The sequence below is a fragment of the Pedobacter yulinensis genome (assembly GCF_003029735.1).
Taxonomy (GTDB): domain Bacteria; phylum Bacteroidota; class Bacteroidia; order Sphingobacteriales; family Sphingobacteriaceae; genus Pedobacter; species Pedobacter yulinensis.
Map to the genome: position 1 here is coordinate 1,457,042 of NZ_KZ686269.1, position 14,806 is coordinate 1,471,847.

Genomic DNA, 14,806 nt, shown 5'->3' on the forward strand with positions numbered 1-14,806 from the left:
CCAGCGGCGCGGATGAAGCGATCAAGCAGGCGGTCAAGCGGTGCATTCACCTGTTAAAGATACATGGGCTGCGAAATTTCTCAAAAAAGCCCGCTGCCGCCTTTACTGGTATCGGCCGGAAGCATCCGGCCGCACTTACTTCAGCCGGCTTTTCACGTCATCGCTGCTGCTTTCTATATTTTTCATTTTAAAGGCTTTTCCGAGATCGAAGTTATACGTCAGCCCCAGGGAAAAACGCCGGTCCTGCTGCAGTTGCGAAAAATTCATCGTAAAATCATTGAAATAAAACGAGCCGCTCACTTTGTTCGTGAAAAAGATATCATCTACGCTGGCCTTCAGTACAAGTCTGTTCTTGAACATTTTTTTCTGCACACCCGCATTCACCGCGTACAGGCGGTTCAGGACCGCATTTGCAAAAATAATGCGCGACAGGTAAAAGGCGTTCAAATTAATGGACCATTGGTTTGGCAATGTGAAAGCGTGGTTGGTTTGCAGTGTCAGGATGTTTTTGGAAATGGCATACTGCGGCGCGTTAACCCGCTGGTTGCTGAACTGCAGGGTATATTGCATGTCCCACCATTTGGCTGCTTTGACCGGTGCAAACAGGCCGACCAGGTAGTTTTCGGTCGAGCCGACGTTGTTCGGTTGCTGAATCATGACCTCGGGGTTGTCATCGGCCGTTTTGATGATGTTGTTGATGGCGTCGCGGTTGCGGGTATAACTTGCCGTGAGCACATATTTGCTGGCCATGGTGAAATTCACCTCGTAAGCATTGTTAAACTCAGGCGTCAGGTAAGGGTTGCCCATCGAGTAAGAATAGTTGTCGATATAACCAACATAGGGGTTAAGATCGAAGAACGAGGGTCTGTTGAACCGCCTGTTGTAACTTGCGCTGATGTTGTAACTTCCTTCCTTGTTCAGGTTCCTTTTCAGGTATACGCTGGGAAAAAGGTTAAAGTAATCCCGCTTATTTTCTGTCGTTTGCCCCCTGTTGAACAGGGTGCCGGTCAAATTGGTGTTTTCGCCGCGCAGCCCGAGCTGAACATCCGTTCCTGCAAGGGTGGCATCGAACTTCAGATAGGCGGCCACGATATTTTCTTTGTACAGGTAGGTAAAGTCCTGGCCTGCGCTGCCGATCCAGTTGCCGCCGGTAAAGGCTTCGAATGCGGCGCGATTGTCAATGTCAGTAACAGAAATCTTTCCGCCGCCGGTCAGCTTACCCAGTTTACCGAAAGATTGGATGTATTTGGCATCGGCTGTGAAGATCTTCGCATCGCTGGGCGTCGAGTTTCGGAACGCCGTGTCGCGCACAAACTGGTTGTTGGCATTAAAGAACGAGGTTTCGCCCTGCGACCGGTTCCTGGCGTTGTTAATGCTGTAATCTGACAGGACGACCAACGCAGAGCCCAGCGTATCTGTTTTCAGGTGGTAATTGATACCCGCCGCCTGGTAATCGCTCGCCGAGCGGCCGGGAAACAGCCCGCTGCTTAAAGAATTGTTTATGGCATTCGGATAAACGATCTGCGTTCTTGCTACGAAATCGTCTGTGTATGTACCGAAAGATCCGGTATAGTCAAGTGCGATGTATTGTTTGTCGTCAATATCAAATGTGCCTCCCAGTCGCAGGCGCTGACCGGTATTGCGGCTGATGCCATTGTTCACCGCGCTGTACATGCCGTTTTGCGGAAAGTTCCTGTTTTGATCAATGTCGTTAAAGCGCTTCATGTTTGAATACGAATAATTCGCGATCAGACCCAGTTTGCCTTTTTTGAAATTGGCCTGCACACCATTGTCAAAACCGCCGTAACGACCCTGCCTGTAGTTCGAATACACAGACCCGTTCAGGCCCGCCTTTCCCTGCTTTTTTAGCACAATGTTAATCATGCCGCCGGTTCCCTGCGCATCGTACTCGGCCGGCGGATGGGCGATGATTTCCATCGACTCGATCTCATCGCTCCGCAGGGCGTTCAGGTAATTGGTCAGGTCGTCGCCAGAGAGCTGCAGCAGTTTGCCATTCACCATAATCCGGGTGCCCGAATTGCCGTTTATAGATATCTGGCCATCGCGCACAAAAACCCCCGGCGCCAGGCTCATGGTTTCAAGCGAGGACTTGCCCGAAGCAAGCGCATTGTTTTCAATGTTCATGACGATGCGGTCTGCTTTGCGGGTAATCAGGGGTTTGCGACCGGCAACAACCACATCAGAAAGCTGCTGACCAGAGCCTGGCAGCACGAAGTCTGCTGTCAGCGTTTGCTGCGCAATCTCGATATCTTTAGTTATTTCCTTGTAACCGACGGCCGATGCCCTGAGCCTGTATTTGCCTGCAGTCCTGGCCTGCAGCTCATAATTACCGGCGCTGTCGGCGATCTTCTGTGCCGCCGGCGCGGTTTGGCCCTCGGCAAAAAGCAATACGGTTGCGAACGGTATGCCCGCCGCTTTCTCATCGCGCACACGTCCCTTAACAAGACGCTGCGCCATCGAGGCGGTAGCCGAGATCAGTACGATAAGGAAGGTGCTTGTAAAAAGTTTCATCTGGATGCAATTGAGTTTTCTTTTGTTTGGCTGTAAGACGAAAACTTTCGTACCTACGTTACGCCCTGCAAAATTTATTTCGACATAATGCCCCTCGTACTCGACGAACGCCCTGCAGCAAAAGACGCGCGCAACTGCGGTTTGCCAGTTTCTCCGCCTCTGGCAACGTGGGCCTGCGGCAAACAAAAACAGGCGACTCCGGTTAGATTTACACATATATTCTTTGCTATGATTTTCCATTCCATTAACCCCGCAACCGGCCGGCAGGTTAAGCGCTACACCGCCCACAGCACTGCACAAACCGGTAAGAGAATTACCCGGGCACAGCAGTGCTGGCTGCAGTGGCGTGAAACAGCGCTCGCCGACCGGGCGCAGCTTCTGGTTAAACTGGCGCTGGTGCTGGAGCAGCGCAAAGAGGAAATGGCCATTCTGATGGCCGTCGAAATGGGAAAACCGCTCAAAGACGGCAGGGCTGAAATAGACAAATGTGCGTCTGTTTGCCGGTATTACGCCGAACACGGCACTTCGTTTCTTGCAGACCAGGCGGTTGCTACCGCGGCCGCGAGCAGTTATGTCAGTTTTCAGCCAATTGGCCTGGTGCTGGCTATCATGCCCTGGAATTTTCCTTTCTGGCAGGTTTTCAGGTTCCTGGCGCCTGCGCTGATGGCGGGCAATTGCGGTTTGCTAAAACATGCATCGAACGTACCGGGCTGCGCGCTGGCCATCGAAAGCCTTGTTGCAGAAGCAGGTTTCCCCGCGGGCGTATTTCAAACCCTGCTGCTTGGCTCGGGGGCTATGAACGATGTGATTGCGCACCCGCTGGTGAAAGCTGTCACACTGACCGGGAGCACCGAAGCAGGCAGGAAAGTTGCAGAAAAGGCAGGAAGCCTGCTCAAGAAAACGGTGCTCGAACTGGGAGGCAGCGACCCCTACCTGGTCCTTGCCGACGCAGATCTCGGGGAGGCAGCTGCAGCCTGCGCATCAAGCAGGCTGATCAACAACGGGCAAAGCTGCATCGCCGCCAAACGTTTTATCGTAGCGGCAAGCGTTGAAAAGGATTTTACCGCATTGTTCTGCGCAGAAATGTCCCGGCGAACCACCGGCGACCCCTTCGATCCGGAAACCGATCTGGGGCCTATGGCGCGGGCTGACCTGCGCAACGAGCTGCATGAACAGGTACTGCAGAACATACGTGCCGGTGCCAGGTGCCTGACAGGCGGCACGGTTCCGCAAAAGCAGGGCAACCATGCCTTTTATCAGCCTACCGTACTTTCGGGCGTTAAAAAAGGCATGCCCGCTTTCAGCGAAGAGATCTTCGGCCCGGTCGCTTCCATTATCCGCGCACGCGACACCCGGCATGCGGTCGAGCTGGCAAATGGCAGCATATTCGGGCTGGGCGCAGCAGTCTTTACGCGCAATGCGGCGCTGGCCGAGTCATTGGCCCGCAACCAGCTGCAGGCTGGGTCCTGTTTTGTCAATGACCTGGTGCGTTCTGACCCCCGCCTGCCCTTTGGCGGCATTAACCAGTCAGGCTACGGCCGCGAACTTGGTGAATTTGGCATTCACGAGTTTGTCAACATCAAAACCGTTTACATCAGTTAAGTCCAGACAAATAACTTTGCAGTCCCGCCGGCAGCGCTTAACTTTGGAAACCTAAAATCACATCCCCATGCAAGAACTGCAACAAAAATTAGCGCACAGTTTCCAGGAGTTATTGATACAGCTCGACGGGTTGAGCCAGGACCAGCTGGACACCGTTCCGTTCAGTGGAAGCTGGACCGCCTCACAATTGGGCCAGCACCTGCTTAAGTCTTACCAGGTCCTGTCGGTGCTGCAGGGCCCATTAAAGCCCACCACACGACCGGCAGATGCGCACGTAACGGAGCTGCGCCGCATGTTCCTGGACCGGGACGTCAAAATGCAGTCGCCGGCTGAACTTGTTCCCGATGCCCGGCCCATTCCAAAACCTGAACTGACCGGAGCACTGCAAGGCATTACGGCGCAGATTACGCACTTTGCCAAAACCGAAGACCTGCAGCCCACCTGCCTGGGTTTCGAGCTGCCAGGATTCGGTGCGCTGACCCGACTGGAATGGCTCGCCTTTGTGCAGGTACACACCCAGAGGCACATTGGCCAACTTAAACAAATCATCTCCAAAATCTCTGAACAATGAGCAGTGACCAACAAATTACCATCCGCGAAGCGAAAATAGAAGAACTGCCGCTGCTGCGCGCTTTTGAACAGGGCATTGTTTCGGCCGAACGCCCTTTTGACCCCACCCTGAAGCCGGGTGCCATAGAATACTACGACCTTGGTGCCATGATCCTTGCAGAAGATGCCTGTGTGGTGGTGGCCGATGCTGGCGGAAAGCCGGTTGGAGGTGGGTATGCCATTTTAAAAGCAGCCAAGCCCTACCAGCTGTTTGATCAGTATGCACACCTGGGTTTTATGTTCGTGGACCCCGGCTTCCGCGGTCGCGGAATTAACCAGCAGGTTATTGAAGCACTCGTGGCCTGGGCACGCGGTCAAGGCATCAGCGAAGTCCGGTTGGACGTCTATGCGGGAAATGAGCCCGCCATCAGGGCTTATGAAAAAGCTGGATTCAGTCCTCACCTGCTCACCATGCGCCTGGGAGACTGATCAGAGGTTGTTCTGTATAGCGCCGGTATCCTCGGTGAAAATAGTCGCGGGCCCGTCGAGCAGCAGCGCAACCACCGTCATTTGGGGATCGAGCAGTTTGGCAGGAATGTCTATATAAACGATGCCGGGTGTCTTGCTCCAATACAGTTTATTGTATATCTCATGCGGAAGCATGGTACCCTGCCCCACGATCCGCACCCGCTGAATCGTATTTTGCAGGCCTTTAACCGCAATGGGGCCTGTGGGCTGCCCCTTTACAAAAAGATACAAGGTACGCTTGTCTGCAGAAAGGGCCGACTCCCCATCGTAATGTGTAAACGGAAGTCCTTTACCGGTTTTATACAGTGCCTCCGCATGTTTTTTGATCCATGCAGCCAGTTCGTCTTTTCGGCGCCATTCAAATCCTATCCCGTCAGGCTCCAGCCGTTTTTCAGGAAAAGGATTGTACCCTGCAGCCACTGAGCTGCTCAGGGCTGCGATCTGTTTAACCGGTTCTTTTTCTTCCGCTATCTCGACCAGGCTCAGGTTGCCGGGTTTGCGGTCGGCAAAGACCGGGGTGGTATCGAAGCCCAGTTCAACAACAGTGGCATCGGCATCTTCGGCTGCCGCCGGAACATCGATAGTAAGCTGGGAGCCATTTTTTTTGAAGGTGATTTTACCGGCGTAACCGATTACCCGGGCCGAGCGCAGCGGTGTTTCGGTCCCATACACGGTCAGCTGACCAATATTGCGGCGGTCAAGGAATAAATAGACTTTTCGGCCGTCTGCAGAACGGGTGGTTTTCCCCCTGAAATTGTTCTCGGATATGCCTGCCTGGCTGCCGAAGATCGCCTCTCCGTGTTTTTTTGTCCACCGTCCGAGCGCCTTCAGCACACGCACCTGCTCGTCAGGAATGGTGCCATCGGCCTTTGGCCCGATGTCGAGCAGCAGGTTTCCGCCCATGCTGATGCAATCGATCAGCGTGCGGATAATCATGTTCGGCGTTTTGTACCTGCGGTCAAATTCCTGGTATCCCCAGGAGTCGTTCATGGTGTAACAGAGTTCCCAGAATTTCGAGGCCGGACGCTTCACAGGTATACCCTGTTCGGGCGTATCGTAGTCTCCCTGGCTGTTTAAACGGGAATTCAGGATCACCGAAGGATTTTGCTGCAGGAGTTTCGCGCGGATAGCCGGAGCATTCCACTCGGCTGCATGGTGCTCCCAGTCTCCGTCAAACCAGAACAGGTCGGGCCGATACTGGCTGTTCAGCTCCTCGAGCTGGCTGTTCAGGTAACTCTGAAAACGCTGCCAGCGTTCTGGCGCGGCAGTCAGCTGGTAACGCTTACGAATGCTTGTAAAAACATCGTAATCCGGATATGACCAGTCAGGCAAAGAAAAATAAAGCCCCGTTTTGAGGTTTTGCCGCCGAATGGCGTTTACAAAGGGCGTAAGCAGGTCGCGCCGGGCTGCGCTGTGGTTCAGCGTGGTTATGGCACCCATAGCTTTGCTGTCCCACAAGGATACACCATCATGGTGTTTGGCCGTGATGACCGTATATTTGGCGCCGCTTTCGGCAATCAGCGCAGCCCAGGCCTCAGGATTGTATTGATTTGCATGAAAGCCCGTAAGCTGTTTCATGTACGACTCGTGGCTGAGGTAATTATTGAAAAACGACCAGGATTCAGAAACGCCGTTCACCGAATAGATTCCCCAGTGAATAAAAATGCCCAGTTTGGCGTCGGCAAACCATTTCATCTTATCGGCCTGCTGCGTCTGCCTTGCGCCGGACTGGAACACGATGGTAAAAGAGAGCGTAAGCAGGAAGCAGTATTTCTTTAACATGCGGTGTGGTTCTGATTTGAGTGGCGGTGAAACTACACAGAAAAAAACGGCCGCAAAAGCAAAATACACTTTTTTTAAGCCGTTCTGCGCTTCAGATTGTTTAGTCCTTGAACTAAAATCCTCATCCCCATGGAAGTAACTCAATTAAACGGCAATCCCGTTATCCGGCACACTTTTACCTGCGATCCGACTGTGATTGAAAGCGGGGGCCGCATCTACCTGTACACCGGACATGACGAAGCTCCGGAAGGCAGCAATGTATACGTCATGAACCACTGGCTTTGTTTCTCGTCGGCCGACCTGCTGCATTGGGAGGAACACCCCATTCCGCTGCGTGCTACCGACTTTGAATGGGCCAGCGGCGATGCGTATGCCTCTAAAGTCATCGCTTACCGGGACCAGTATTACTGGTTCCTTTCGGTTACCAACGCCTCCGGCGGAAAAGCGATTGCCCTTGCCGTAGCCGACAGGCCGGAAGGCCCGTTTCGTGATGCGATCGGCGCTCCCCTGGTAGACCAGCAGATGATTCCCGATCAGGACCTGGAACTTGCCAACCTGGACCCAACCGTGCTTGTCGACGACGACGGCAAGATTTTCCTGGTGTGGGGAAACGGCGTCTGTTATTTCGCCAGGCTCAGAGCCGACCTGCGCAGCCTCGATGGCCCGGTAAGCAAGCTGGAACTGCCCGGTTTTCGCGAAGGGGCTCACCTGCACAAGCGCGACGGCTGGTATTACCTCAGTTATGGTTACGGCCAGCCTGAGCGCGTGGCATACTGCATGTCCCGCAGTTGCGAAGGCCCCTGGGCATTTAAAGGAATTTTGAATGAAGTGGCCGGCAATTGCGAGACCAACCGTCCGGCCATCATTGATTTTCAGGGACGCAGCCTATTCTTTTACCACAACGGTGCTCTGGAAACAGGCGGCAGTCACCGGCGGTCTGTATGCCTGGACGCGCTGCACTACAATCCCGATGGGACCATACAACGCGTCATCATGACATCTGAAGGACCAAGGGCGTTCGCACCCGTTCCGGCCACGCAGGCAACAAGCTAGGCAGCCCCCTGAAGGGACCGCAACCCCCTTACCTGTAGAAAGGCCATCAGGGCAACCCAGCCGGCTACTGCCAACACGGCGCCTATGCCCAGACCTGAAAAACTGCTGCCGGCAAATAAGACGAGCAGCACACTGGCGGCTACCCACAGCAGGTCGAGCATGGTAACGAGCTGAACGAGGCCTGCATGCGTATGTTTACCCGCAGCCGCGAATACCAGGGCTGCAAAGGCAACCAGGAAAATGCCCGTGGCGGTAAACGGGCCGGCTGCTTGCAGGCCGAACAGCCTGGCCGTTTCATTGGAGAATATGATCAGCAATATGCCGGTAGCTCCCGAGCTGGCGGCGTTTACGAAAAGGGTGTTTTTTAAATTTAACATGGTGTTTTGTTTTTGGTATGATACAAAGTTGCAGCAGCACGCCGGTTTATAGATTGTCAATTCATGCCAGAAAACAGTTATTTCATGCCATGTTGATACGTTGCTGATGTGTATGGGATATCTTTGCCAGCGATGGAAGACTATCAGAAAAAATTGGTGCTGGCGCTGACTGCCCAGGGTTCAAGGTACGGTATAGACCCTGCCCGGCTGTTGCTCGGTTCGGGACTCGACATGCGGACGCTTCAGCAACAGCAAACGCTGCGGCTAACCGCTATGCAAGTCGAAAAGGCCTGGCAGAATGCCGTTACCCTGACGGGCGACCCCCTGTTCGGCCTGCATTTTGGCGAAAGCATGCAACTGGCCGCACTGGGTGTTGTAGGCCAGCTGATTCAAACCAGCTCGACCGTCCTGGATGCGCTGACCAATGGCGCCGCGCTGGTACCCCTGCTGTCAGACCTGTTTACGGCACGCCTTGTTAGCGAAGGTAGCCTGATGCAGTTTGAACTGCATACCGATGAAACGCTGGCCAGCCAATATCCCCACACCTGCCGGCAGATGGGCGAGTACCTTATGGTCTTTGTACTCCATGAGCTGGACGGGTTGCTGCTGGCGCGGATTGAACCGGCTGCCGTGTGTTTCCCATACCGGGTAAACGGCCAGGCTGAATACCAGCGCGTGTTTCGCGGAAAAATATTGCCCAAACCAGGACCTTTCCGTATCGCGTTTGAGAAACGCCTGCTGGAGGCGCCGGTCCTGTCTGCCAACCACGAAATGCAGAACTATTTGCTGCAGCAGGTAAGCCACCTGATGCTTACTGGCGAAAGCAAGGGTGTTTTGCAGGCAAAGGTCTATAATTACCTGCTTGCCAATTCCTTTTTATATGCACTTACACTCGACGCAGTGGCTGCCAATTTCAACATGAGCGTGCGTACGCTGCAGCGTAAACTCCGGGAAGAAGGCAGAACATTTGCAGAAATCGTCGAAGCCGTTAGGAAAAACCTGGCTATGCAGTATTTGCAGGCGGCACACCACCCGGTCAAAGACATCGCCTCGATCCTGGGCTATAACGAGCCAAGCGCATTTCTGAAGGCCTTCAAGCGCTGGACAGGTATGACACCTGCGGCATATCGAAAAAAGGGCCTGGCCACAGACGGCTGAGCAGCGCTTTGATTGACTTCCCCGCTGGAAGCGGCCTAACCCATTTACGCCGGGCGCATGCATAAAAGATTTGGCTACAACAATCCAGATATTGGATACAGGAACGCGGCCGTGTTGCTGCAAATTTGTATCATCAATTTTTTAGCAATGACAACTCAAGAAAAACAAAACGACAAAGTATGGTTTATAACCGGCGCATCGAAAGGACTTGGTGCAGAGCTGGTTCAGCGCCTGTTGGCCGAAGGTTACCGGGTAGCGGCAACATCAAGAAAAAAAGAGGCACTGACAGATGCCGCCGGCAACCATGAAAATTTCCTGCCGCTGGCCATGGACGTGACCAGCCATGCAGATGTAAAAGCGGCTATTGAACGTGTGCTCGAACGGTTCGGACGGCTGGACGTGATTGTCAACAATGCCGGCTACAGCCAGATCGGCACCCTGGAAGAGCTGAGCGATGAAGAGGTCAGGAAAAATTTCGACGTAAACGTATTCGGGCCGCTGCACGTGATCCGCAATGCGGCCCCTTACCTGCGGCAGCAGCGCTCGGGCCACATTTTCAACATTGCCTCAATTGGAGGTTTCGTTGGTAATTTCCCAGCCTTTGGCATCTATTGCTCGACCAAGTTTGCCATGGCCGGCTATACCGAAGCCCTGGCAGAAGAAATGCGTCCGTTTGGCATTCATACCACGCTGGTGTATCCCGGATATTTCAGGACCAACTTTCTGGCTAAAGATTCGGCCATGGTCCCTGCCAATCCGATAGCTGAGTATGTCAACGCCCGCGAGGTCGAGGCGCAGCACCTGAATGAGATCAACAGCAACCAGCCGAATGACCCGAAAAAGGCAGCGGAAGTGTTTATTGAACTCAGCAAGCAGGCAGCTCCGCCCGTTCATTTCTTTATGGGAGTCGGCGCCTCGCAGTTTGCAAAAGCAAAGATCGCTGTCATTGAGCAGGCACTTGCCGAAAACCTGGAACTTGCAGAATCCACTGCAATTAGCGAATAAAGTAACACTGAACACCTGTGCAATGCGGGTGGCCAGACCAGAAAAATTTAGATATCTTTAGAACATGGCAGATACAATCCGTTTCCGCACGCTGCACGATCTGCACCGCTATTATGGTTTGCCAAAACCCGAGCATCCGCTGATCAGCCTGATCGACTACAGCAAGGTCACCTACCCGGCTGATATCAGCGACCTGAAGTGGATGCAGGATTTCTATATGTTCGCGCTGAAGCGCAATGTACAGGCTAAATTCAACTACGGACAGCAGCCTTACGATTTTGATTCGGGCGTGCTGTCTTTCTTTGCGCCGCAGCAGTTGCTACGGGTGGAGATTGATCCCGGCATCAATATCTGCCAGTCAGGCTGGCTCTTGCTGCTGCACCCCGACTTTTTATGGAATACACCGCTGGCCGGCCAGATCAGGAGCTACGACTTTTTCCAGTACAAGGTGAACGAAGCCCTTTTTCTGTCAGAAAAAGAGGAAGCCGTAATTGCGGGGATCTTTCAAAATATCGAGAAAGAATACCGCTCAAACATGGACCGTTTCAGTCAGTCGCTGATTGTAAACCAGCTGGAATTTTTGCTCATCCATGCCGACCGCTTTTACAACCGGCAATTCCTGACGCGAAAAATCAGCAACCACCAGGTGCTGCACAAACTCGAGCAGCTGCTGAATGCCTACTTTTCAGATGATCACCTTGGGGCACAGGGGCTGCCGAGCGTTCAGGGCGTTGCTGACGAGCTGAACATCTCAGCAAACTACCTGAGCACCCTCCTCAAGGTACTGACGGGACAAAGCACCCAGCAGTTTATTCATGATAAACTTATCGAAAAAGCCAAAGAAAAATTGTCGGCTACTGACCTCTCGGTTGCCGAAATTGCCTACAGCCTTGGTTTCGAACATTCGCAGTCGTTCAGCAAATTTTTCAAAAGCAAAACCAGCCAGACGCCGGTTGAATTCCGGTCCTATTTTAACTAAAAGCACCGCCTGGCCGACACCAGGCGGCGCTTGTTCCGTAACTGGAAACCAACTGGTTCGGGTCTGTTGCCGCAAGCTTGAAAATGCAGCCCTAGATGCTGCTGCCCAGCTGCTGTGTTTTGGAACGAACCACATAGAGGGCATTGTCCCCGAACTTGGTTATGACAAGCCATATTACTTTTCAGGCCTGTTTAAAAAATGCATCGGCGCTTCGCCGAAAGGCTACCGGCAAAAGAATAAGATTACGGGTTAGGCATTTTTTCCTTAATTTTCGCTCAATGAAACCGATGGAAAAAAGAGTAAAATTTGACTTCGAATTATTTTTCACCAATGGAGGCAGCCTGCGCGGTGAAGATTTCAGGCTGGACATTTCAGGGAACGACATCGGCGACCGGGAACTGGCAGATTATATTGTCGATGACCTGCGCCTGCTAATGGTCGGCAAGGTGAACATCCTGAACAAAGAAATACTCACTGAGCCGCATAAACGAACGCCAATTGATGCCGCTGTACGCGAAACGGGACTGATCGACCTGAGCCATACCATTGGCGAAGGAATCCTGACCTACAAAGGCCTCCCTGCCCCATTGGTTTGCGATTATTTAAGCAGGGCAGACTCGGCGGACCTGTATGAGCCCGGCACCGAATTCCAGATCAGCAAAATTGAAATGGTCAGCAATACAGGCACCTATGTAGACTGCCCATTTCACCGGTATGCTGATGGCGAAGACCTTGCAGATACGGTGCTGGAGCGGTTTGCCGAACTCGATGCGGTGGTGATCAGCGTGCCGTACACACAAACGCTGACCATACAGCCGGAACACCTCGAAAATCATGAAATACGCAACCGGGCGGTCCTTATTCACACGGGCTGGTCAGATAAGTGGAACACGGAAGCTTACTTTGAAGGTCATCCGTACCTGACGGCCGGTGCGGCCGCTTACCTGAAAGACTGCGGGGTAAAACTGGTGGGTATTGACTCGCACAACATCGACGACACATCAGGGAACAGCAGACCCGTACACAGCATCCTGCTCGGCGCCCGGATCCTGATCGCAGAACACCTTTGTAATTTGCAGGCGCTGCCGCGTGACGGCTTTACATTCAGCGCCGTTCCGCCAAAGTTCAAAGGGGTGGGCACGTTCCCCGTAAGGGCTTATGCGCGGATGAAGCCTGTCAGCGGTTCGCAGACTGAACCTGCTGCGAGGTGAAGCAGTCAGCTTTGCGCCCATAGTCTGTAAAGAACTGTCCAACCATAAACTTAAGAGGCATCGCCGCAGGCGTTGCAGCAAACCAGAATAAAAACATGTGGACCTGCAATGCCTGCGGCCGGAATTTTCAACGGACCAATCAGCACCACTGTTGCGGTGACCAAACCGTCAATGATTTTCTGGCTGGGCGAAGCCGGCAGGCCCTGGAAATCCTCGACGCATTGACCGGCGCCCTTAGGAACATCGGACCGGTAAACCTGCATGCCACCAAATCAATGATCGTGATCGCTGCAGATGTCCGTTTTGCTTACATTATCCAGATCGGCAAAAATTTTATTGACCTGGTCCTGCCGTTCAAAACGGTCCATGAAAGCAACCTGTTTCCGGAAAATAGCACAGGTACCGGGAACCAGCGATTATAACCACCACCTGCGGCTACTCTCGGCAGACGACCTGAACGAAGAAGTAAGGACCTACCTGCAGAAAGCCTATGCAAATGGTAAGCTGGCATAAGTTCCCTGCTGACCGGCGCCCGGTAGGGTACTTGCCGCTAAAGATCGTCGGTAAAGTGGCGCTTTGAAGGGTCCTGGCTAAACTTCCTGGAATTGTAATCGCCTGATTTGTTCCTGGCAATAGACAGGCTGTTCCAGTTTTCGTTCGCCGCCATCTTGGCGATGTAAATAAGCTGCCCGATGTGGTAGGGATAATGTGCAAGCTGGCGGTTTAGTGCTTCGATCACCGTATGCCCGTCGTTCCTGATGTAGACGATCGATTCCAGCTGCCCCTGTTCCAGACCGGCCAATGTGCCCAGCAGGCAATCCCAGCCCATGTTCCAGCGAGCCATCAGTTCAGCCCGGCCTGTAAGCGCAGGCTCGAACTCATTGTCGCGGTTTCGCCAGGGTTTTTCCCCGTCTGAAGTCAGAAAATCAGTGAAGCGCGACAACATGTTACCGGCTATGTGGTTCACGATGATAGCAATGCTGTTGCTCGATTCATTGTATTGCCAAAACAGCGCCTCGTCGGGCAACTGGTCCATGGCCCGTTCGCCAAGGGAGCGGTAATATTCAAACTGCTTTGCAACACTTAAAAGGTAACTGGATTCCATTGTACTGAATTTAATAGTTTATGATTATCCCTTGATTACGATGAGGTGTGCCGTTCCAGGAAGGCGCTGATAAGCGCCGAAACTTCGTCAAAATTCGTTTCCAGCGGCATGTGACCTGCCTCGAGAATATGCAGTTCGGCCGCAGGCAGGTCAAGCTGGTAACAGTGCGCTTCCTCGACACTAAAGAAGACGTCGTACCGGCCCCAGATCACCAGGGCGGGCGGCTGGTTGTCCCTGAAATAGGCCTGAAATGTCTTAAACAAGGGAGGGTTGTTGCGGTAGTCGAAATTCAGCTCCGCCTGCATGTCAATATTGCCCGGCCTGCTCATCAGCGTCCAGTCGAGCGTCCAGAGTTCAGGCCCCACGCGCGGCAGCAGATGATCGGGTAAACCGGCAACGTATTGTGCCTTTGTCCCTTCTTCGCTTAAAAAAGACATGAATCTTTCTTTTTTCTCAGGGGCCGGGTTTGCCCAATAGTCTTTTGTCTCGTCCCATTGCGGACCAAGGCCCTCCTCATAAGCATTTCCGTTTTGCACGATCAGTCCGAGAATTTTCGCCGGGTTCCTGAGACACAGGCGCAGCCCGATGGTGGCACCGTAATCGTGCAGGTAAATGAAAAAGCGATCCAGCCCAATTGCCTCTGCGAATGCTGCCATAACCGCAGCTATATTGTCGAAAGAATATGAGAAATGCTTTTGATCAGGAAAATCGCTGAAGCCAAAGCCAGGGTAATCGGGCGCGACCAGATAATATTTATCTGCAAGCGCTGTCATCAGGTTTTTGAACATGACAGACGATGTCGGGAAACCGTGCAGCAGCAGCACAGCAGGGTTTTTGCGGTTGCCGGCTTCCCGGTAAAAGATTTCCACGCCATTTACAAGCTGGCGTTTGTTTGAGATTTGAATGCTCATTGCGACATTTTTAA

General features: G+C 53.0%; 14 protein-coding genes. 9 read left to right on the top strand and 5 right to left on the bottom strand.

Translation table 11 applies throughout. From position 1 onward, the window contains the following. Nucleotides 1–135: 135 nt before the first annotated feature. On the bottom strand, nt 136–2,532 hold the full coding sequence (locus C7T94_RS13850) for a TonB-dependent receptor (protein ID WP_162618693.1): 2,397 nt from the start codon (nt 2,530–2,532) through the stop codon (nt 136–138). A 228-nt stretch (nt 2,533–2,760) separates the two neighbouring features. Here C7T94_RS13850 and C7T94_RS13855 point away from each other — a divergent pair, with 228 nt between their 5' ends. The 3 genes from C7T94_RS13855 (at nt 2,761) to C7T94_RS13865 (ending at nt 5,172) form a co-directional block, all read left to right on the top strand. Beyond that, the gene (locus tag C7T94_RS13855) at nt 2,761–4,134 is read left to right on the top strand and encodes an NAD-dependent succinate-semialdehyde dehydrogenase (RefSeq protein ID WP_107215877.1); all 1,374 of its coding nucleotides are present in this window, start codon (nt 2,761–2,763) and stop codon (nt 4,132–4,134) included. A gap of 67 nt (nt 4,135–4,201) precedes the next feature. Continuing rightward, complete coding sequence (locus tag C7T94_RS13860) at nt 4,202–4,705, top strand: DinB family protein (protein ID WP_107215878.1); 504 nt, start codon at nt 4,202–4,204, stop codon at nt 4,703–4,705. Next, nucleotides 4,702–5,172, top strand: a complete 471-nt coding sequence (locus tag C7T94_RS13865; protein ID WP_107215879.1) for a GNAT family N-acetyltransferase — start codon at nt 4,702–4,704, stop codon at nt 5,170–5,172. The genes C7T94_RS13860 and C7T94_RS13865 overlap by 4 nt, the downstream gene beginning before the upstream one ends. Here the strand turns inward: C7T94_RS13865 and C7T94_RS13870 are convergent, their stop codons facing one another. Beyond that, a complete protein-coding gene (locus C7T94_RS13870) occupies nt 5,173–6,993 on the bottom strand; it encodes an alpha-L-fucosidase (protein ID WP_107215880.1) in 1,821 nt (606 codons plus the stop codon). It lies immediately after the preceding gene. Nucleotides 6,994–7,122: 129 nt separating this feature from the next. On the opposite strand from C7T94_RS13870, the gene C7T94_RS13875 reads away from it, so the two are divergent. Then, nucleotides 7,123–8,046 (top strand): family 43 glycosylhydrolase, encoded by a 924-nt coding sequence (locus C7T94_RS13875; RefSeq protein WP_107215881.1) that lies wholly within the window; start codon nt 7,123–7,125, stop codon nt 8,044–8,046. On the opposite strand, the gene C7T94_RS13880 is transcribed toward C7T94_RS13875, so the two are convergent. Next, nucleotides 8,043–8,423, bottom strand: a complete 381-nt coding sequence (locus C7T94_RS13880; RefSeq protein ID WP_107215882.1) for a hypothetical protein — start codon at nt 8,421–8,423, stop codon at nt 8,043–8,045. The genes C7T94_RS13875 and C7T94_RS13880 overlap by 4 nt on opposite strands. A gap of 132 nt (nt 8,424–8,555) precedes the next feature. Between C7T94_RS13880 and C7T94_RS13885 the strand changes: the two genes are divergently transcribed. The 5 genes from C7T94_RS13885 to C7T94_RS19405 all read left to right on the top strand — a co-directional run bounded on the left by C7T94_RS13885 (nt 8,556) and on the right by C7T94_RS19405 (nt 13,289). Then, entirely contained in the window at nt 8,556–9,581 is a 1,026-nt protein-coding gene (locus C7T94_RS13885; RefSeq protein ID WP_107215883.1) for an AraC family transcriptional regulator, read from the top strand. 147 nt (nt 9,582–9,728) lie between these two features. Then, a complete protein-coding gene (locus C7T94_RS13890; RefSeq protein WP_107215884.1) occupies nt 9,729–10,586 on the top strand; it encodes an SDR family oxidoreductase in 858 nt (285 codons plus the stop codon). 64 nt (nt 10,587–10,650) lie between these two features. Beyond that, on the top strand, nt 10,651–11,565 hold the full coding sequence (locus C7T94_RS13895) for a helix-turn-helix domain-containing protein (protein ID WP_107215885.1): 915 nt from the start codon (nt 10,651–10,653) through the stop codon (nt 11,563–11,565). A gap of 287 nt (nt 11,566–11,852) precedes the next feature. Beyond that, a complete protein-coding gene (locus C7T94_RS13905; protein WP_107216133.1) occupies nt 11,853–12,776 on the top strand; it encodes a cyclase family protein in 924 nt (307 codons plus the stop codon). Between the two features lie 366 nt (nt 12,777–13,142). Continuing rightward, entirely contained in the window at nt 13,143–13,289 is a 147-nt protein-coding gene (locus tag C7T94_RS19405; protein WP_162618694.1) for a hypothetical protein, read from the top strand. Nucleotides 13,290–13,326: 37 nt separating this feature from the next. Here C7T94_RS19405 and C7T94_RS13915 read toward each other — a convergent pair whose 3' ends face one another. Together C7T94_RS13915 and C7T94_RS13920 are read right to left on the bottom strand one after the other, a co-directional pair. Next, complete coding sequence (locus C7T94_RS13915) at nt 13,327–13,881, bottom strand: DUF1572 family protein (RefSeq protein ID WP_107215888.1); 555 nt, start codon at nt 13,879–13,881, stop codon at nt 13,327–13,329. Nucleotides 13,882–13,916: 35 nt separating this feature from the next. Continuing rightward, a complete protein-coding gene (locus tag C7T94_RS13920; RefSeq protein ID WP_107215889.1) occupies nt 13,917–14,792 on the bottom strand; it encodes an alpha/beta fold hydrolase in 876 nt (291 codons plus the stop codon). Between the last annotated feature and the right edge of the window lie 14 nt (nt 14,793–14,806).